Here is a 20,094-nt window from a genome sequence, read left to right as displayed (position 1 = left end):
TGGGACGCTCACTGGAGCTGAGCTCACGGTGGGCCTGTTCTTCTGGTTGGCCTCCGGCCGGTTGGAGGGCACGCGCACGCTATGGAGCATCACATCGCCGGAGGGCGGGACGGCATCCGCGCAACTCAACGGCCAGATGTTGTCGGTCACCGTGGGTGAGAAAACAACAGACCTGGACGTGACTGTGCGCCCCTATGTCTGGTATTTCCTTGGCGTGGTGGTGGAGGACGGCGTGGCATCAATTGAGCTCATCTCGACCGACCTGTTGCGTGGCGACTCAGCCTCATCCACCTTTGCGTCGGGAGCGCCGTTCCATTCCAGCGCCGCGCTGACCGCAACTCTTGCGGGGAGAAACCCGCAAGGCATTGCAAGGGATTCGGGCCTCGTACGGGGCCACGCCGTGGACCTCTTTACCGGCAAGATTGGGGGGTTCTTCGTCTCAAGCGCAGCGCTTGACTCCAGTACATTACAGGACATCGCATCTGGAGCTATCGGAGCGTCGGATGCTGGTGGCCCCGATGTGATAGCGCGTTGGGACTTCTCCCCGTTCAGTGCTGGCGACGATCCCAACGTCATCATCGACCGCGCGAGCGGATCATTGGTCCCCCTCGTAAACTTGCCCACGCAAGGCGTTAGCGGGCGCTTCTTTGATGGAAGCGAAACTGACTACCGACACAATCCATCGCACTATGCGGCAGTGCACTTCCATTCCTCCGACATGTCGGATGCCGGCTGGGATCCCCTGCTGACCGCGAAGCTCCCTTCCGACCTCCCCAGCGGTGTCTACGCAATAGAGATTGCCGGGCCGACGTCCACCGACCTGATGCCGCTCTTCGTGACCCCGGCGGTCGGGGACATCACCGGCCGCAAAGTGGCCGTGGTGTTACCGACGTTCTGCTACCTCGCCTACGGTAACGAAGGCATGTACGCCTCGGGTGACCCGTCCACGTGGACAAACTCCGGGCTGGTTAAGGTATCGGCGGAGGATGCCGCACGCGTGGGCGACTCCACCTACGGCCTGTCTCTGTACGACTTTCACCCGGACGGAAGCGCCGTAGCCTACTCCTCGACCCGGCGCCCGATCGTGAACATGCGCCGCGGCTACAAGATGTGGCTGTTCGAGGCTGGGCGCGGCTTCTCTGCCGACATGTACCTCGTGGAGTGGCTCGAGAGCCGTGGGATCGAATACGACATCCTCACCGACTATGAGGTACACGCCGGAGGAGCCAGTGCGCTTAAGCCGTACTCCGCGGTGATCTCCGGCATGCACCCCGAATACACCACAGCCGAGCAACTGGATGCCTTCCAGACCTACCGGGATTCCGGCGGTGGATTGATGTATCTCGGCGGTAACGGCTGGTACTGGGTGACAGGTGTCTACTCTTCTGCCGGCCTCACAGTCGAGATCCGACGCGGGCACGCGGGACCGCTCGTCTGGATGGCATCGTACCCCGGCGAAGTCACTCTCATGTCCGGTAAACAGCCTGGTGGCCTTTGGAGGCACCGGGGCAGGGCCCCGCAAAAGATCTTCGGAGTCGGTATGGCTGCGCAGGGATGGAGCAAGTCTTACCCTTACTACCGCAGCAAGGCAGCAGCGTCCGACCCCTCGGCCGCCTGGATCCTGGAAGGTGTAGAGGAAGACCCCATCGGCGACTACGGCGCCTTGATGGGCGGCGCGGCCGGTGACGAGATCGATCGCGCCGACTTGTTCCTGGGAACTCCGTATCACGCCACCCTCGTCGCCAGTTCCCGCGGCCACGACAACTACTATCAACGCGTTCCGGAAGAAACCGGCGCTACACAGCCCAGCCCCAACTCGCCGGGTGGCGAGGACGATCCTGAAGTGCACTCAGACATCATCTACTTCCGCACGCCGGGCGGAGGCGAGGTGTTTTCTGCGGGGTCAATGGCCTGGTCCGGTGCCCTCAACCACAACGGAGGAGACAACGGTGTCTCACGGATGACCGAAAATGTCCTACGGCGGTTTCTCGCAAACCGTTCGTAGTCGACCCCATCTCATCGACAACGGCCTGCTGAACAGGTGGGTGGCAGTTGCCGATTGGCCGCAGGGACCAGGTCCGATCGAATCCTGGTCCCTGCGGATCACGCGCTGCTTTCAGTCGTGAATGCGCCTTTAGTGTTTGCTCCCTGAGGCCCGAAGAAGTTCATCGCCAATCTTGGTGAGCTCACTGCGGTGGCTGATAATTTCGCGGGCGTGCGCTGCGAGGCGGCGGTCTTCGGACGTGCGTTCGTCGATCGATGCTGGGCGAGGTTGGTCATTTGGAGCTGAGAAGATCATCATGCATCGGGTGGTGAGCGACGCCTGGTCAGGCGTTCTGGGCGGTGCTGACCGGACAAGGATGCTGATGTGGATGTCCGTTCCGGAGACGAGAATTGCTCTTGCATCGACTTCCACGATGTCGCCAATACGTATCGGGCGGTGGAAGTGGATGCCGCCCGAGTACCTGGCCCTGACGTGTACAGCGCCCAGGAGGACGGCGCAGGTAGCGGCCGCTTCGTGGATCCAACGCATAACGGTGCCGCCGTGAGCGTTGCCTGCCCAGTTGGCGGTGTTGTCGCCGGCCACGAAGCGGAGCGTGCTGCGTGGAGCAGTTCCTTGGCCGGAGTAGCGTTCGGCCAACATGGCGTCTTTGATGCGTGTGCGCACGGGGATACGTTCCAGAGCCAGTTTTTGGCGCGCGGCATCGTCGATGCTGCGGGGCTCCCAGGCCCTGACGGGGTGCGGTTTGCCGTGTTCGTCGACGGCCACAAGCACCAGGATGCAGTGCATGGCACGGTTGAATTCAGTGTCATGCAGGCCTCTGGCGTGCACGGAGACAAGGACGTGGACGCTGGAGGTTCCGGTGTGGATCACTTTGGCGCCGACTTCCACGACGGCGCCAGGGCCGATGGTTCCGTCGTAGTGGACGTTGCCGACGTATGCAGTGACGCAATAGCTGGTGCTCCACGCGGCGGCGCAGGCGTAGCCTGCACGGTCGATCCACTCGAGGACTCTTCCGGCTTGGACGTGTTTTCCCGTGTGGTCCATGTCCTGGGGTGAGGTCAGGAAGCGCAGGGTGAGCCTGTCGTTGGTGAATGCTTGCAGGCTGGGTGGGGTGTTGACGTTGATGGTCCTGTCCGTTCTAGTGCGTGAGGTTAGCGGGGCGGAAGCAGTATGGGTGCGGAAATGCGAAAGCGCTGTCCAGGCAAATTACTCCCGACAGCGCCTTCACATCCGAGTCCTCTACTTTGCAGCGACCGCGGCCATCATCTCGACGAGGGGAGCAAAGAACTCGAGGTCCTCGGCCGTTCTGTCTTCCAGCACGCTGAAATACACGACGGCGGTATCTGTCTCGTGATTCACGAGCAGGTACTGTCCTCCCCAACCGCCGTGGCCAACGAATGTACCGTTCGTGCTCATTTGGCGGTTGTAGCGAATGTATCCGCTGGCTGTCGGCCATGAGGGCCCGCTCGTGTCGCTGCGCGTCTCTGCCATGAACGTGGCATCACCCACCCGGCGGCCATCGACTCCTTCGCCGCCGCGGGCGAACAGCAGCCCATATCGGGCGAGATCGCGGGCGGTGAGCGAGGCCCCGCCCGCGAGCACTGGTACACCTGCCCGGTCGCAGCTGATGTGCAGGCATCCTTCAAGACCTGCGGCTTCCACGATCTCGATGAGCCAGTCCCTCAGGGGCCGGCCACTGACCCGTTCTACAATCCAGGCCAGGACCTCGGTGTTGGCCGATTTATAGTCCAGGTCGCCTGCGTGATTCGTCAGGTCATTTCCCGTGACGCCGCAGAGGAAGGAGCGGATCGTGTTTTCTTCCTGGCCTTCGCGCGGAGGGCGCCAGCCGATGGCGGCGTCGAGGTCGAAGACCGAGGCGTTGGGATCGCTCCAGTCCTCGGTGTAGTCGTTGACGACATTCATATTGGCGACATCTTTCACTGTCGCCGTAGCGTAACCCGAGCCGATCTCTGGTAGATAAGTCCCTACCGTCTCATTGAGGTCGACGAGCCCCTCTGCGACCACGCGGCCCAGCATCAGGTTGAGCGTTGTCTTGGTGATTGATTGGATGGAGTGGGGTTTTTCCGGGCCGAAATCCGGAGCGTAGGCCTCGTAGAGGACCCGATCGCCGCGCACTACAGCGAAAGCAGAGAAGTGTGGGACGGCCAGAAACCGTGCAACTCCGGACTGTTCGCCGATGGTCCAGTCTGTTTCTTTTCTCAGAGGCAGGAACCCGGGAGCGCGCAAGGTCATTCCGTAGCGAGTTGTGGTGTGCAGGTTATGCCAGCCGTGTCGACGATGGTCGGAAACCTCCCATCGCGGCTTGTCATCGTAGGTGATGGCGAGATCCGGGTTGGGAATAGAGTCGAGTGTCATAAAGACAGGCCTTTCATTGTTTTATCGCGTGAGAGCATGCCCGCCAGGCATCGGCGGTTTCTACTGTTAGCCATTGTCTGAATACGTTGCCGTGCTGCCCCCTAGAGGACCGAGTCGATCAGGCTCCGTGTATAGGGGTGGGCCGGGGAATTGAGCAGCCCATCGGTTGCCCCTTGTTCAACGACTTCGCCGCGTCGCATGACAATCGCGGAGTCGGTGAGGTAGCTGACGACATTGAGGTCGTGGGAGATCAGGACCAGGCCGATGCCTTGTTCTTGCCGCAGGTCACTCAACAGGTTGAGAATCTGGGCTTGAACTGAGACGTCAAGGGCAGAGGTTGGCTCGTCAGCGACGATGACCGACGGATTGGCCGCCAGCGCCCGGGCGATCCCCACTCGCTGGCATTGACCACCGCTCATTTCCCCAGGGCGTTTGTCAATGGCCAGACCGGTCAGTCCCACCTTGTGAAGCATCTCGCGTGCGCGTTCAGATGCTTCAGCCTTTGCCGCTCCGCTGCAGGCTTCGTAGACCTCGGAAACTGTCCTCAAAGCCGTCATCCGGGGATTAAGAGCAGTGTAGGGATTCTGGAACACCATCTGCACCGCGAGGCGGAGCGGGTCGCGTCGGCGGACCGAACTCCACGGCCGTCCGCCCACCGTGACGGTGCCGGTGGTGGGTGTCAACATGCCAACGAGAAGGCTGGCCAAGGTGCTTTTACCTGATCCGCTTTCGCCGACGATTCCGATCGCAGCGCCTTCCGGGACTGCCAAGCTAACGTTTTTGACGACAGCCGGACCGGATCCGTAGGCGAAGGTGACGTCGGATGCGACAAGAACCCCTCCCGCTGCAGGTACCGTGCGATTGATGCTGCCTTCAGGCTCCATCGGATTCACTTCCACCAGGTCTTGGTCACTGATTATATGTTTCATGCTGCTCCAGCGCTCTCAAGTGCTCCGATTTCGTGGACGCGGCGGCAAGCGACAAGCTGTCCGGAGTCAGTTGCTTCCAGTGTTGGGACTGCTTCGTTGCATGCGGTTTGTGCATATTTGCACCGCGGCGCGAAACGGCATCCGCTCGGCCAGGCATCCGGACTGGCCGGCGCTCCTGGTATGCCGACCAGCCGACCGGTGCGTCCGATGGTCGGGCGGGCTTCCAGCAATGCTTTCGTGTAGGGATGCCGGGGGTGCTGCAGGATCGTCTCAGTGGGTCCGTGCTCGACGACCATGCCTGAGTACATCACAGCAACGGTCTCCGTGGCGGCTGAGACGACACCGAGGTCATGGCTGACCAAGACCATTGCCATGTCCTCCTCGCGGGTCAGTTGTCCGAGAAGCTCCACGATCTCCTTCTGGACGGAAACATCCAGAGCCGTTGTCGGTTCGTCTGCGATGAGCAATTTCGGCCGACCTGCGATTGCCAGAGCGATCATGACCCGTTGCCGCATTCCTCCTGAGAGTTGATGAGGATACTGCCGCAAGATGCGTTCGGGGTCGCGGAGTCCGACCCGCTCGAGCAGTTGCGCTGCCCGGTTTTTGGGCCCAAGTCCGTCGTCGGCGTCGAGCGCTTTGATGGTCTCGATGAGGTGGGCGCCGATGCGCATTAGAGGGTTAAGAGCTGAAAGCGAGTTCTGCGGGACGAGCGATACCGTTCGCCCGTACAGGTCCGCGTAGGCCTTTGGCTTCGTTAGGTCGCGCCCATCGAGCGTCAGAGTGCCATGTGTGATGCTTCCACCGATCGCTGGCAGGGATCCAGCGATGGCCCGACAGGTCAGGCTTTTTCCCGAACCCGTCTCACCCACGATTCCGACGGCGCTGCCTTTGTTAACGGCTAAATCGACGCTCGAAACGAGTTGACGGCCATCGATCTCTATGGCGACATTGGAGGCTTGTAGAAGAAGTGTTTGGGTCATGTCAAACGTGCCCTTCGCGTATTTGAAATGAGCGAATCAACAACCATCATTACCCCGGTACCAAGAACCAGCACCACGCCGACGGTTGACAAAGAGATCCACCAAGCTTGGGATAGAACGCCCCGGCCTTCGTACATGATGCTGCCCCACTCCGGGGTTGGGGGTTGGATGCCGGCGCCCAGGAAGGGCAGGGCAGCGATGAGTGCCACGATGCCGAGTGTGTCGGCGACAGCGAATGTGGCCGTTGTAGGCGAGACCGATGGCAGAAGGTGCCGTACGACAATGCGTGGACGTGAGTAGCCGAGCAGACTCGTGGCCGCGATGAAGTCCTCCTGCCGCAAGACGTGCGTACGAGCTCGTGCGAGGCGCGCATAGGTGGTCCAATTTACGAGCCAGGTGGCAGCCAGCACCGACGCTGCACCTGGCGGTAACGGTGGAATCTGGGCTTCAGGCCCCAAGATGAGCACGATCAAGAGGACCACGATCATGAAGGGGAAAGCGATCAGGCCGTCCGTGAACCGCATTGCAACAACGTCAAGTGTCCGGCTGCGACTCGCCCCGATAACCGTGCCAATCACAGTTCCCGTGACGAGGGGCACTATCACTCCCAACGCCGCCAAGGCCAGGTCGAGTCGGCCAGCGGTAAACACCCGGATAAAGACATCGCGCCCTACCGTATCCGTGCCGAAGGGATGTTGGGCGGACGGAGGCTGGAGCGGAGCGGCGACAAGCGCGTTCGGGTCCGTAGTGTTCACGATCGGTATCACCACAGACGCGAGAATCACAGCGGCGATCAGTCCGATGCCGACCCGCAACTCGAGTCGTCGTGGGCGGCGGCGGCGGGCAGGGACGAGGCCGGGGGCTTCGGCTGCTACTACGGCCATTAGTGGCTCCTTCTAAGGCGGGGATCGGCAGCGATGTTGGCGAGGTCTGCGAGCAGGTTGAACACGACGATGGATAGCGCTGTGATGAGCGCGATTCCCTGCACGACGGGAAGGTCTCTGGAGCCCATCGCCTCGAGCAGTTTCGCTCCGAGGCCAGGCAGTGCGAAGACGGACTCTACGATCACGGCGCCGCTGACAAGAAATCCAGCGTTGAGACCGACCAGCGGGATGACGGGGAGAATCGCGTTTGGAAGGATGTGACGCAGCACGATACGGGAGCGTGGGACGCCCCTCGTGCGCGCTGCCTGCACAAATGGTTCGCCGATTGTGTCCAGCGCGGCCTGCCGCACTGCCCGAGCAATCAGGGAACCGAGGTAGATGGTAAGTGCCAGTGCCGGAAGCCAAATGTATCGAGCATTTCCCGGCCAAGAGCCTGCCCACCCGCCAGCGGGGGCGAGTTTGAGCTGGACGGAGACGACGTAGAGCAGAATCAAGCCTGCCATGAAACCTGGCAGTGCCAGCAGGACAGTCATTACCAACCGGCCGGCGAGATCAGCTTCGGGGCGGCGGACCAACGCAAGCCATAGCCCTACGCCCACGCCGCTAACGATTGAGAAGACGAGGGCTACGGCCGCAAGACTGGCCGTGACCGCTAAGGCAGGAAGGATGAGTGAGAGGACATCCTGGCCGCGGACGGCGAAAGAGGTGCCCAAGTCCCCTTGGAACAATTTGGCCACTGACTCGCCAAGCTGTTGACTCATCGGCAGGTCGAGGCCAAGTTCACCGCGCAGGGCACTGACCGCCTCCGGCGATGCCCGGGAGCCGAGAATGGCCCTTGCTGGGTCGCCGGGAATGAGCCTCACCAGCGCGCCGGTGCCGACCGTTACGAATAACGCGACCAGGACAATCTGAAGGACTCTCCCAAACAGGATACGTAATACGGCAATCATTTTCTTATCTCCACCCCGTGCGAGATCTCAGTGTTGAATCGACGAACGGGTTCGGGTCGGCTATCGAACATGGTAAAAAAGGGTCGAGTCGAGGCCGAAGCGCTCCGAAGGTATCCTGCTGGCGGAGTTGACCATGTAGTCGGCAATCGGGGCCAGTGGCAAATCCTCCTCAAACAAGGTCTTGACCTGATCGAGCGTTGAGTCCGCCTCGGACCCACTAGCGGTTTTGAGTTTTTCGAGAAGCTGAGTCATCTCCGGGTTGTTGTAACCCGTGCGCAGTGCTTGGATAGTCGGCCCGAGCGTGAACTGAAGGGAGATAGCTGGATAATCTCCCTGTTCGAAGTTCCCCGTCGCGAGCAGATCGTAATTTCCCTCGTCTGCATTTTTGGACAAGACGGCCGGCTCGACGTTCTCTATGCTTACTTCGATACCGACGGCCTTCAGGTTTTGTTGAACCACCACGGCAATGTCAGCATCGCCAGCGTTCGTAAATCGCAATGAACAACTGTTCTCGCATTTGGTCCCTGCTAGGAGCGACTTTGCGGCTGCGACGTTCGCTTTCTCTTGAAGGAAGGGGCGGTTGTGCGGCGAAGAGCTCGCAAACAGACCCAGTCCGAGCCGATTTCGGTCGGCAAAGACAATTTGGTTGATCTGCTCACGGTCGATCGCCGTCGAGACGGCCTTCCTGATGCGCGGGTCGCTGAGAATACTGTTGTCCCTGTTGTTCATTGCCAGGAACGTCTGCCCATTTGCAGCGAAGGCAGTGCGGGCTTCAACCGGCCCGGATAACTGGGCAAGCTGTTTGGGAGCGATTTCTTCGGCGTAATCGAGCTGACCGCTTTGAACCTGGGCAAGACGCGACACTGGGTCGGCTACCTTCTGGAATATCAAAGTCTTCGTCTCTGGTTGCTGCGCGGGATAATTTGGATTGGCCTCAAGGATGATCTGGTCCTGGTTGGACGTCTGGATCTTGTATCGTCCTGAGCTCGGCAGCGGGTCCCCCCTGTAGAGGTCAGCTCCCCGCTCCTCTATGTCTTTAGCCGGAACAATGATCGACCCGGGAAGTGAGAGGGCGTACTCCAGCGCAGGATACGGATAATTGAGGTCGAAAGCGACCGTCAAGTCATCAATCGCCGTCACTTTCTCAATCGGGGCATACGTGTAGTCGTAGCCGTTGGTCTTGTCCGCCAAATAGTGTCCGAATGACGCCGCAACGTCAGCCGCAGTCAGCGGGCTTCCGTCGGAGAACTTCAGGCCGGCCCGGAGCTTGACCACATACTGCTCATCGCCGGGAGTCACACTTTCGGCCAACCCCATGCTGACTGCTTTGCCGTCAGAGTTCAGGTTGGTCAAAGTCCCTCCGAAGAGGTTCGTAATGGCCACCTGGCCAATGGAAAAGTTTTGACCTGGGTCAAGGGTGGTCAGGACCGCTGATACACCGATCCGGATGGTATCGTCGTCGCCGTTGCTGGATGCAGCGTTCGTTGGGCCGCTGCATCCAGTGACCGCCAGCATGCCGCTGAACGCCACGAGCGCCGCGGCCACCTTCACGGGAGACTGCGAGTATTTCCGGCTGGCTCCCTTCCGTGGTTGAAGGCGCATTATTCCGGTCCTTCGGTCGTATTTGCGGGCATGATCGGCTCCTTTGCCTTCACGTTGAGTTGCCTAATGCTTATGAGGATGATCCGCCGCTAAGCGGAACCCAGTGGGTGTGGAGTCGCGCGGCGATTCGACAACTACGCGGCCGCTGGCTCCAGGCCAGCAATGCGTGGGCTATCTGGGCGCCGGTCGGACCGGAGTCTGGTTCGAGAGCCGCTGTGGTTGTTCGGCGCATATGACCTAAGCACAGTCAGGCTGTGAGGAACCCCGGGCGCTGAGCGCCAACGTCGGTAGCAGTCCAGCTTGGGGGCTACAGCGACTGTTGGCGAATATTGCATGTCATTCAGCGTAGAGCGACGAATCACCCCCCACAAGCCCAGTGGATACGATAGAAGCTACAGGTCTTTCCTATGGCTTACTGCAAACAGAATGGCGCGCTGACGACTTCGCGGGCTGTTCCGTCAAGTACTTTTGCGACTGGCACTGCATCGCGGCTCCAGCAACCGTCCAGTACTTAGTGCGCGGTCGGGATCCTCTGTTCCGGGCGGACTTTCGCCATGAGAGTGCCTTCCGCCAGTTGTGCGATTTTCCGAGTAGCCGGAGAAAGATACGACGATTCGCGTTGCACAAGAGCAAGCGTGTCGTAGAGGGGCTCGGCAAAAGGAACCGTTTTGATGTTCTTCGGAAAGCCAGGGCCCTCAGCTATGGTTCTGCAAACTATCGTCCCCGCAGCTCCTGTGGAGACGAGGCTGAGCGCTGTCTCAACGTGCTCGACTTCGATATCAGGCACAATCTTCAGCCCCCTCAACTGCGCCCGCTCTTGAATCTGCTTCCGCGTAGGGTCGCTCCAGCCCGCGTATGCGTCATAGAGAACGACCTTGGACTCGGCGAATTCCTCGATCGTCATCGGTCCCAGACGCGGACTGCGCGTCGTTGATGCATAAACCACCTCATCCCGGAACAGCGGCTTGACCACCAGGCCGCGGTCCGGGACGGGTAGAACGACCAGGCCGGCCTCGATTTCCCCGTTCAGCACGGACTCTGCAACGAGGGCGGAATTCAAACCAACCAAGCGGACCTTTACCGCAGGGTAGCGCTTGTGGAACCGCTGAACCAGATCCGAAAGGTCATAGTATCCGGCGTTGCGCAGCACCCCGAAGGTACAAACCCCGCCGTCCAGGGAGGAGATGGAACGAAGTGCCTGAATTCCGTTATCGAAGGATGTCACGGCTTGCTGCGCGTGCTCGCGTAATTCGACCGCTGCGTTGGTGGGTTGCAGGCGCCTGCCTCCACGCGTGAATAGGCTAAGTCCTACTTCCTGTTCCAACCGGGCGATGAGTTCGGAAACAGACGCCTGGCTGGTATCGAGAAGGTTTGCCGCGGCCGTGAATGATCCGAGGTCGTAGGCGGCTAAAAAGGCTTTGAGCTGGGTAAGAGTCACAGGAATATCCTATGGCTCCAGATAAATATTCGGGTTGGATCCGAGGGTTTTTTTCTGCGGATGCCGAACTTTGCCCTGCCGAACACGTGCGCGTCGAGGACCTGGGTCCGCCGTCTTTGAGCCCGAATTTTCGGGGTTTTTCGCCCTCGCTACAGCATCACAACCCGGCCGATCATCGGATGATCCGATGATTTCTATAGCTTCTTATCGGGTTGTGCGATGCCCGGCCCGTCTCTAGCGTTATTGGTATGCAAATCAACGAAGCCGACAAGGCATTCATCAACGGACACTTCGAAGTCATCAAGGCACCCGAGGTCGGAGGCGTTCCGGCACAGCGGCTTCCGGCTGTGATCGAAACAGTCTCCACGATGTTGACTGACATCGAAAAGAACGGCATCGACGCCGTCATAAAGTACTCACAGAAACTCGATGGCTGGGCTGGGAACGACATCGAAATCAGCCAAGCCCAGCTCGCCAAGACCGGGGATGAACTCACCCCCGAACTGCGCGAAGCTCTTGCCGCAGGCGCTGAGAGGACCCGTCTCTTCGCGGTCGAACAGCGCGAACACCTGACAGACTTCGAAACGGAGATTCTTCCCGGCGTCTTTGCCGGCCAGCGCTACACCCCCGTCCCCCGGGTAGGCGCCTACTTGCCCGCGGGCCAGTTCCCCATCCTCGCCAGCGCCTTCATGACGGTCGGCGTGGCCAAGGCCGCGGGTGTACCGACCGTGATCGCCTGCACGCCCCCAACGAGCCCCACAGGTGGACACCCGGCCGTCCTTCACGCCGCATACCTCTCCGGTGTAGACCGCGCCTTCGCTGTCGGCGGTGTCCAGGCGTTGGCCGCAATGGCTTTCGGCCTTCTCGGTGAGCAGCCCGCAGACATCCTCGTGGGCGCTGGCAACGCCTATGTTACCGAGGCCAAGAGGCAGCTCTTCGGTCGCGTCGGCATTGACCTTCTTGCCGGTCCTTCTGAAGTGGCCGTCATCGCCGACGAGACCGCAGATCCCGAACTGGTCGCAGCTGACCTCTTGGGCCAAGCCGAGCATGGTGTCCTCTCGCCCGCTTCGCTCGTCACCACCAACCGCACATTCGGCGAAGAAGTTATCCGGCACATCGAAAAGCAGCTCGAAACCCTGGCCACGCGGAACATCGCCGGACCGGCTTGGCGTGATTACGGCACCGTGTACGTAGCGGAAGACCGAGAGACCGCTGCCGAAATCATGGACATGTTGGCACCAGAGCACTTGGAAATTCAGACCTCCGATGACGCGTGGTACCACGACAATCTGAAGAACTACGGCTCCATCTTCCTGGGCCCCTGGTCGACTGTGGCCTACTCCGACAAGGGTATTGCCGGTACCAACCACGTCCTCCCGACCGGTCGCGGCGCCAAGTCTTCTGCTGGACTTTCCGTCTCCCGGTTCCTCAAGCCGCTGACCTTCCAGCGCGTCGAAAAGGAAGCAACTCCCCGCCTGGCGAACTACGTGGCCACCATCTCCGCATTCGAAGGCATGGAAGCGCACCGCGCCACAGCCACCCTGCGTCTGGACCGTTTCAACCGCTAGCAACATCCGCCTTCAGACAAGGCTGCCTGTAGGCGAATCTGGGGCTCTGGACAGCGTCCGGAGCCCCAGGCTCACCATTCGACTAAACAGAACCACCACTGACAACAAGGAAGAGACCATGAAGAAGAGGAATCCCGCCAGGGCCGCGGGACTGCACTGGACAAGGAGCAATACTGGTAGCCACTGCCCCAAGACCGGATGGTGGGTTCCGTCCGGCCAGGTGGGAGCAGAGCCACAATTCCTGACGGAAGGCAGCATTATGCCCACCCACGACGGTATTCGGGTCTCATGGGAGACGGACCGGATCCAGGTTGCCAATCGCCAGCGTTACGAACTCTGCGTTCCGGGGGCATACCTTGACTTGCTCTGATGCAAACGGCTCCACCCAGCGGCGATTCCGTTCGAGGCCGCAGCAAGAGTCCGGAGAAAGCTCCACCTGCGAGGACCGCTGCTTCTTCTGCGCAGGACCCGAGACAGACTAGCAGCAACGCCGCGCGCTTCCAGGACCATCCATTCTCCTCCCAGCAAGCTGAAAGCCCATGCATAGATGTGACCACTGGCCGAGCCTGATCGGCTTAAGAATAGAAATCCGGCACCACGGCAACCCCGTCCGGGACGGACTGGTGGAAGCCGCGACCACTGACGCGACCACAGATTCCTCCATACTCTGGCTGCATGCCGAAGGAGTCGATGGACGGACTCTTTACTTGGCCGACGAGGGCTACGAAGCGTGGGTCGAGCCGGCAACCCTCCCCAACGACGTTTATATGCAGTTGATCTGCCACCGCGAATCAGTCGGCGAAGGCCTCGAGAACGATTTGAGCGCCACGTCCGCCCAATAGCAGTTACCCGATGACTCAGAACATCGCGAAACCCAATCAGAACATTCAAGCAGCCCCAAGACGACACGAAGACACAGAGGCCATGACAACGAAGTCTGCTCACCCCACACCTTCCATTTCCAGTGCCGAGGTCACAGACCTTGGGACATCGGAGAGCGGAGGCAGCACACCAACGACGCCTATGGCCGACCTCCGCCGTTCATTCGCTCCGGAAACAGATCCACGTCCGGCAACGACCTCAGCGGGACATGTCATCGTCCAGTCCTTGGCTTCGCATGGAGTTAAGCGCACTTATGTGGTGCCTGGAGAATCCTTCCTGGAAGTACTCGACGGGCTGCACCAATCAGACATCGAAACGATCGTCTGCCGCCATGAAGGCGGCGCAGCCTATATGGCAGAGGCCGATGGAAAGATGACGCAGGTTCCGGGCATCGCCATGGTGACCAGAGGTCCAGGTGCAGCAAATGCCCACGTAGGGCTGCATACAGCTTGGCAGGACTCGACGCCGATGGTCCTTTTCGTGGGTCTTATTCCCTTCACCCACAGGGATAGGGAAGCGTTTCAAGAGTTCGATATCAAGGCTTGGTTTGATACAGGTGCTAAACGGGTCATGGTCCTCGACCACCCTGAAAGAGCATCGGAAATCGTAGCCGAAGCGATGTTTGCCGCTACGAACGGCAGGCCCGGCCCAGTGGTCGTGGGCCTGCCCGAAGACATCATTCGAGAGCACGTCCCCAACACCATTCATCCACCCATCCCTGTTGCGACCGGCGGAATGACCGTGGCCGACTCTGCAGCCATCGCCGAAGCCCTGGCAGCCTCATCGAAACCGCTTTTTGTCACCGGTGGCAACGACTGGACCCAGCATGGCGCCGATCAACTGACGCGATGGCTGGAAAAGCACCACATTCCCGCGGCCGCCGAATGGCGCACAGAAGGCACTGTTCCTTTTGACTCGCCCTCTTATGTTGGACCTATCGGCTACGGCCGTCCACGACCTACGTACGATCTCCTGGACGAAACGGATCTGTTGATCTTTGTCGGGACAGTTCCTGGCGATGTAATCACCGACGGCTTCGTTTGCCGGCAGGACTGGACCAAGAAGAACTTCCTCGTCACCATTGACCCGTCACTACGTGGCCGCTCCGGTCCGGTCTCCTACCAAATCGTCGCAAAACCGGATGTCTTTGTGCGCGACCTGACCAAGATTGACCTTCCCGTCAAAGAGGAATGGAAGTTCTGGACAGCCCGGATGCGGGGCGAGCAGGAAAAATTCGCAACGCTGCCACCCGCAACGCCGTCGGATGGTAAGGCAAGTATGGACACATTAATGGCCAACCTCGTTCCGGCTCTCGCTGATGACGCCATGGTGACATTCGGCGCGGGTGAACACACCAACTGGGCGCACCGCTACTTCCCCACCCGCCGCTATGCCTCCATGATTAGTGCCCGCAACGGTTCCATGGGCTACTCGATACCGTCAGCTATCGCGGCCTCACTGGCTCATCCAGAGCGTCGCGTTGTCACGATTGCCGGTGACGGCGAGTTCCTGATGAACGGACAAGAACTCGCCACCGCCGCGCAGTACGGCGCCACGCCCTTAGTGGTCGTCATGGATAACCAGGAATACGGCACCATTCGCACCCATCAGGAGCGTCACTACCCTGACCGTGTCTCGGGAACCCAACTCAAGAACCCGGACTTCGCACTCATGGCCCAGGCATTCGGCGGGTATGGAGTAAGAGTTGAACAGGATGCGGATGTGCCGCAAGCCCTTCAGAGCGCTCTGAAGGCCATCGATGAGGACAAAATCTTCGCGCTGATCCACATCATTGTCGAACAGCGGGTCAAGGCCTACTGACTCTCCGCCCCCGGCGCTCCCGCCGTCGGCATGATGGCCTACGAATGGAAGAAAAAATGTCTATCTCCGCTTTGATTGAACTTGAACTACTCGATTCCGTCCCTACCGGCCTGCTGATCAACGGTCAGTGGCGTCCTGCGGGATCCGGGAAGACTTTTGATGTTGAGGACCCGGCAACGGGCAAGGTCCTGCTCAGCATTTCCGACGCCGGTGCCGAGGACGGCGCTGCCGCGCTCGACGCCGCTGCTGCCGCGCAGGCCGATTGGGCCCGCACCGCGCCGCGCGAACGCGGCGAGATCCTGCGCCGTGCCTTCGAGCTGGTCACCGAGCGTGCCGAAGACTTCGCCCTGCTGATGACCCTGGAAATGGGTAAGCCCCTGGCCGAAGCCCGTGGTGAAGTCACCTATGGTGCCGAGTTCCTGCGCTGGTTCTCCGAGGAAGCCGTCCGCGTGTCCGGCCGTTACTCCGCAGCTCCGGATGGCAAGAACCGCCTCCTGGTGCAGAAGAAGCCGGTGGGTCCTTGCCTGCTGATCACCCCGTGGAACTTCCCGCTGGCCATGGCCACCCGCAAGGTCGCCCCCGCTGTAGCTGCCGGTTGCACCATGGTTCTCAAGCCCGCCAAGCTGACACCGTTGACCAGTCTGCTCTTTGCACAGGTCATGCAGGAAGCCGGCCTGCCCGCTGGTGTGTTGAATGTTATCCAGTCCTCCCGGGCCGGGGCCGTGACGGGTCCGCTGATCAAGGATGACCGTCTCCGCAAGATTTCCTTCACTGGTTCCACCCCGGTGGGCCAGGCTTTGATCCGTGAAGCGGCGGATAAGGTCCTGCGCACCTCCATGGAGCTCGGTGGTAACGCCCCGTTCGTCGTCTTCGAAGACGCTGACCTGGACAAGGCTGTTGAAGGTGCCATCGCGGCGAAGATGCGCAACATGGGCGAGGCCTGCACCGCCGCGAACCGCTTCATTGTGCACGAGTCCATCGCCGATTCCTTCGCAGAGAAGTTCGCCGCCAAGATCGGTTCCCTGACCACCGCCCGCGGTACCGAGGCCGAATCCAAGGTGGGACCGTTGATCGATGGCAAGGCCCGCGATGGCGTTCACGCCCTGGTGTCCGAAGCCGTAGCAGGAGGCGCCACAGCAGTCACCGGTGGTGCCGCCGTCGACGGTCCCGGTTACTTCTACCAGCCCACCGTGCTGAAGAACGTCGCCGCTGACGCCCGCATCCTGCAGGAAGAAATCTTCGGACCGGTAGCGCCCATCATCACCTTCTCCACCGAAGACGACGCCGTTCGCCTGGCCAACAACACCGAATACGGCCTGGTTGCCTACGTCTTCACCAAGGACCTCAACCGTGGCCTGCGCATCAGCGAAAGGATCGAGACCGGCATGCTCGGCCTCAACGCCGGCGTGATCTCCAACGCCGCCGCACCGTTCGGTGGCGTCAAGCAGTCCGGCCTGGGCCGCGAAGGCGGCTCCGAAGGCATCGAAGAGTACCTCTACACCCAGTACGTAGGTATCGCGGACCCGTACGCCGACTAGGCGGCAATCAGACCACCAGGGCCTTCCGTCCTCGCAACGCGGAAGGCCCTGGTATCCACATCAAAAGGATTTGCAGGTGAACGAACCGATGTTTGATCGAACCCAGGAAACACACGAATCCCTGCCCCTTTTCTACGACCCCCTTGCCGGATCGAAGCATTCGGCCACGACGAGGCCACGGAAGAACCGAGGACAAAAGAAGAGTGAGTTGCATCGACGGGCAGCCGCTGTGTCGGCCGTATCCCGCGATCTGGAACTACTTGCAACTCGGTCAAGTAAAAGTGGTAGGCAGCACCGATAAACACCCACGTTGGCCAGACAACGTAGTCCTTATCCGTTGGCCCCAGCACTGGACCGATGAATGAGACACTGGCCCCGTGCGAATGCGTCAGCTCGACTCCACGTTGATTACGGCCCTTCAGTCACTCCACGTTGGGGCAGAGCACGTGCCAACACCTTCGGCAGAATTCGCCGGAGGCTAGCCGCTTATAGGTATGACACTTGACACCAGTCAGCATCCTACGACGAAAGCACCCCGCGCACTCGATCCACATGATCGCGATTCCCGCGACCGGCGACTTGACCGGCGCGGAGATCCGAACCGCGGACAGCGCAATTGAAGCACACCCCGATCGATCCCTACCAGGAGGACTTGTGTCCCACAATTCGCTTTCTTTGGTAACCAGCGCTGTCTTCTCGATAACGGACAACGACATTCTCCCGATCCTTTCGCCTTTACTTTCCCTTGAAGTCACTGTGGAGGAGCCCGGAAGCCGGGACGAAAAGCTCAACCATGCGGTCGACACACTCATGCCCGCCGCTTTGGAACGCAAGCAGGGCATCCTCGTCATACAACGCGATTACGGAAAGTACGTCGTCCGCGTCGATCAAGACGTGCCATGCGGCGTGACTCAGGAGTCCCCGTCATCACGTCTTGCAAACCGAACCCATGAGCAAGACACCTCTGCGCCAACAGTATGAAATACACCCCAACCTGACGTCAGAAGGGGCACCTGCAAGCGTCAAGTGAGAATTCGGAAAATGATTTGACAACACGCATTTGCGGAAGTCTCAGATCTGAGCCTGACGCATACTGGTCTGGGCCGCGTTGAGTACGCGGAGAGACTCCGGCGACCACCCTGGATACCCACAAGTGCCAATAGAGGGGGCTCAGGGTTGCACTTACCGACCCCCATCGGGTTCGCCGGGTCTGGTCCTCACGAGTGCGATTTGGGATTATTAAGGTGTCTTTAGAAGCAAGGGCACGACGACTACTAGCGGTGTTGGGCCGCTGGTCAGGGGCAACTCTGCGGAGAATCCTCGCGTGACAGCGCTTAAGCTGATTCAGCAGCACGTCGTCACCCTAGACGACCTATGGATGCAGTACTGGGCCAACGGCGGCAGTGCCATGGAATTCGAGTTGGATGCTTTCCTTAACGGCGCCTTCGAGCTGTGCCCGTTCGACAACACCGTCGTCGCTTGGGCGTTGGAGGACCTGAACTTCGCATCGCCCAGGCTGCGTGTGTCCTTTGGGCCAAGCAGGATCTGTCCTGGAAATGGGCCGTGATGTGCCCGCTGCTACCGGTACGGGCTTTGATGATGCCGTCAGCGACGTCGTGAACCTTCTGGTTGCGGTGCTGGGAGGCCGTCGTGAGGAAATTGAAGGCCTCTTCCTGGGTGCAGTGGCTTTGCTCCATGATCATTCCGCATGCCAGATCGATGGGCGTCCGGAGCTCCATCGCGGCCTTCAGGTCTTGGGCGAGCAGGTTGGCGGCAATGACACGCAGGGTGAGCCGTAAAGCCTGGCCTGCCATGTCGCCGAAGACCACGGCCTCGCCGATAGCCTCTTCGGTGAAGAGTCCTGTCGCGGGGGCGAAGAACTTCAGGGCTGCTGAGGCGTCCTTGCCCAAAGCCAGCGGGAGACCCAACACGCTGTTCGCCTCCGGGTAAAGGGCCGTAAGGTCCCTCACCGGCTAACTGGTTGGGTTCGACATGCTCGGCCGTCTATCGCGTGAACCAGCAAAAACTCCATTTGTAGTCCCGCTGGAGTACCGCGTTGACTACGCGGATGAAACCAACCCCAAAAGCAGTCGATCGGCTTATTGATGGAGCTCCCACGCAGAGTGGCCCTGCACTTGCAGTGCGCTTCCGAACCGGCGCCACGTCGCTTTGGCCACGCGCATGCAATGAGTAGATATAGGACTAAGGAGGGACAACGCGATGGTGGTGATCAGTCTCGATAAAGGAGATTTAAGTGTGGACACTGTCCACACCCCCTTTGGAAGGACAAAGACGGCGAGCCACCGCTCCGTGTGGAGTGCTGGTGAACCGGATCCCGAAAACTCCTCTAAGAATTTTGCATAAAGTCATGTCATCGGCACATGCGAGGACCATGAAGCAGTGAACAGCCAAACAGGGACCGCCACAACACCCACTAAGGAGGGCTGGAGGACCCCACAAACCAGCCAGCGGAGGGCCAACCAGCCAAGACTCTGAACCCGCTCCCCCACAACCAAACAGGCGACCCGCGGCGCCAGGCACACCCCGCGGCCAGAGTCAGAGGGACCTGACCGAACAGAATGTACACACGTTAAAGCAAAAACCCCCTCTGACGAGGGGGTATGCCGTGCCCGAGGTGGGACTCGAACGCGATTCTTGGCCTTGTTATTGCTGGGAAGTCGCGGAAACATGCGGAATCCGGGCCAGTCCGGCGGCTGTACGACCCAGTCTGAGGTGAAAAGCGTGGACATTGTTCACACTTCTTTTTTGCTCAGCCGCGACCACCCCCAAGGCTGTAGCTGGGCATAAAAGTTCGAGCGAAAGCACCATGTTCCCGGTGGGCAACCACACAGCAATTTCCATCAATCGATTCACCTCCTTTCATATCCTTCATGACAGAGATCAGCAACCTGAGTGCCCATCGGAAGCCCGACGGGCTGCCTCAGCCAACCGTGGGTTCACTAGACAGAGACAAGGATTTGCCTAGATGGAGTTCAGCGGAGCTCGGTGCTATAACGACGCACCGTCAGGCACAGCGCTCCTGTAGTTCCCTGACGCACAAACCGCGTAGCTATGAACCCGGCGGATGAGCCCACATTTGTCGGCCTAAGTCCGCCACGAG

Annotated in this window: 16 protein-coding genes; 7 read left to right on the top strand and 9 right to left on the bottom strand. The window is 60.2% G+C overall.

Annotation, left to right across the window (positions count from 1 at the left end; translation table 11 throughout):
• Positions 1 to 28: 28 nt before the first annotated feature.
• Entirely contained in the window at positions 29 to 2,005 is a 1,977-nt protein-coding gene (locus tag LDN82_RS10285) for a N,N-dimethylformamidase beta subunit family domain-containing protein (protein WP_224167289.1), read from the top strand.
• Positions 2,006 to 2,134: 129 nt separating this feature from the next.
• On the opposite strand, the gene LDN82_RS10280 is transcribed toward LDN82_RS10285, so the two are convergent.
• From LDN82_RS10280 to LDN82_RS10245, 8 genes are all read right to left on the bottom strand, one after another.
• The gene (locus LDN82_RS10280) at positions 2,135 to 3,049 is read right to left on the bottom strand and encodes an acyl-CoA thioesterase (RefSeq protein ID WP_224167288.1); all 915 of its coding nucleotides are present in this window, start codon (positions 3,047 to 3,049) and stop codon (positions 2,135 to 2,137) included.
• Between the two features lie 195 nt (positions 3,050 to 3,244).
• Positions 3,245 to 4,381, bottom strand: coding sequence for a serine hydrolase (locus tag LDN82_RS10275; protein ID WP_224167287.1), 1,137 nt, complete (start codon positions 4,379 to 4,381; stop codon positions 3,245 to 3,247).
• A gap of 101 nt (positions 4,382 to 4,482) precedes the next feature.
• Positions 4,483 to 5,310, bottom strand: coding sequence for an ATP-binding cassette domain-containing protein (locus LDN82_RS10270; protein ID WP_224167286.1), 828 nt, complete (start codon positions 5,308 to 5,310; stop codon positions 4,483 to 4,485).
• Positions 5,307 to 6,290 (bottom strand): ABC transporter ATP-binding protein, encoded by a 984-nt coding sequence (locus tag LDN82_RS10265; protein ID WP_224167285.1) that lies wholly within the window; start codon positions 6,288 to 6,290, stop codon positions 5,307 to 5,309. The genes LDN82_RS10270 and LDN82_RS10265 overlap by 4 nt, the downstream gene beginning before the upstream one ends.
• Complete coding sequence (locus LDN82_RS10260; protein ID WP_224167284.1) at positions 6,287 to 7,174, bottom strand: ABC transporter permease; 888 nt, start codon at positions 7,172 to 7,174, stop codon at positions 6,287 to 6,289. The genes LDN82_RS10265 and LDN82_RS10260 overlap by 4 nt, the downstream gene beginning before the upstream one ends.
• A complete protein-coding gene (locus LDN82_RS10255; protein WP_224167283.1) occupies positions 7,174 to 8,124 on the bottom strand; it encodes an ABC transporter permease in 951 nt (316 codons plus the stop codon). Before LDN82_RS10255 ends, LDN82_RS10260 begins: the two co-directional genes overlap by 1 nt.
• Positions 8,125 to 8,184: 60 nt before the next feature.
• On the bottom strand, positions 8,185 to 9,675 hold the full coding sequence (locus tag LDN82_RS10250; RefSeq protein ID WP_224167282.1) for an ABC transporter substrate-binding protein: 1,491 nt from the start codon (positions 9,673 to 9,675) through the stop codon (positions 8,185 to 8,187).
• A gap of 562 nt (positions 9,676 to 10,237) precedes the next feature.
• Positions 10,238 to 11,164 carry a LysR family transcriptional regulator gene (locus LDN82_RS10245; RefSeq protein WP_217639235.1) on the bottom strand — a complete coding sequence of 309 codons (927 nt, stop codon included), beginning with the start codon at positions 11,162 to 11,164 and terminating at the stop codon, positions 10,238 to 10,240.
• Between the two features lie 248 nt (positions 11,165 to 11,412).
• On the opposite strand from LDN82_RS10245, the gene hisD reads away from it, so the two are divergent.
• The 6 genes from hisD to LDN82_RS10215 all read left to right on the top strand — a co-directional run bounded on the left by hisD (position 11,413) and on the right by LDN82_RS10215 (position 17,954).
• Positions 11,413 to 12,732 (top strand): histidinol dehydrogenase, encoded by a 1,320-nt coding sequence (gene hisD / locus LDN82_RS10240; protein ID WP_091325411.1) that lies wholly within the window; start codon positions 11,413 to 11,415, stop codon positions 12,730 to 12,732.
• A gap of 118 nt (positions 12,733 to 12,850) precedes the next feature.
• A complete protein-coding gene (locus tag LDN82_RS10235) occupies positions 12,851 to 13,102 on the top strand; it encodes a hypothetical protein (protein WP_091325409.1) in 252 nt (83 codons plus the stop codon).
• A gap of 169 nt (positions 13,103 to 13,271) precedes the next feature.
• Positions 13,272 to 13,574, top strand: a complete 303-nt coding sequence (locus LDN82_RS10230) for a hypothetical protein (protein WP_224167281.1) — start codon at positions 13,272 to 13,274, stop codon at positions 13,572 to 13,574.
• 181 nt (positions 13,575 to 13,755) lie between these two features.
• A complete protein-coding gene (locus LDN82_RS10225; protein WP_224167514.1) occupies positions 13,756 to 15,435 on the top strand; it encodes a thiamine pyrophosphate-dependent enzyme in 1,680 nt (559 codons plus the stop codon).
• Between the two features lie 56 nt (positions 15,436 to 15,491).
• Positions 15,492 to 16,973: an NAD-dependent succinate-semialdehyde dehydrogenase gene (locus LDN82_RS10220; RefSeq protein WP_224167280.1), complete on the top strand. Its 1,482-nt coding sequence runs from the start codon at positions 15,492 to 15,494 to the stop codon at positions 16,971 to 16,973.
• Positions 16,974 to 17,627: 654 nt separating this feature from the next.
• On the top strand, positions 17,628 to 17,954 hold the full coding sequence (locus LDN82_RS10215) for a hypothetical protein (protein ID WP_224167279.1): 327 nt from the start codon (positions 17,628 to 17,630) through the stop codon (positions 17,952 to 17,954).
• A gap of 452 nt (positions 17,955 to 18,406) precedes the next feature.
• Here LDN82_RS10215 and LDN82_RS10210 read toward each other — a convergent pair whose 3' ends face one another.
• Positions 18,407 to 18,943 (bottom strand): ANTAR domain-containing protein, encoded by a 537-nt coding sequence (locus LDN82_RS10210; protein WP_224167278.1) that lies wholly within the window; start codon positions 18,941 to 18,943, stop codon positions 18,407 to 18,409.
• Positions 18,944 to 20,094 lie beyond the last annotated feature (1,151 nt).

The organism is Arthrobacter sp. StoSoilA2 (genome assembly GCF_019977195.1).
In the GTDB taxonomy this organism is placed as follows: domain Bacteria; phylum Actinomycetota; class Actinomycetes; order Actinomycetales; family Micrococcaceae; genus Arthrobacter.
This window is presented reverse-complemented; position numbering and strand designations above follow the sequence as displayed.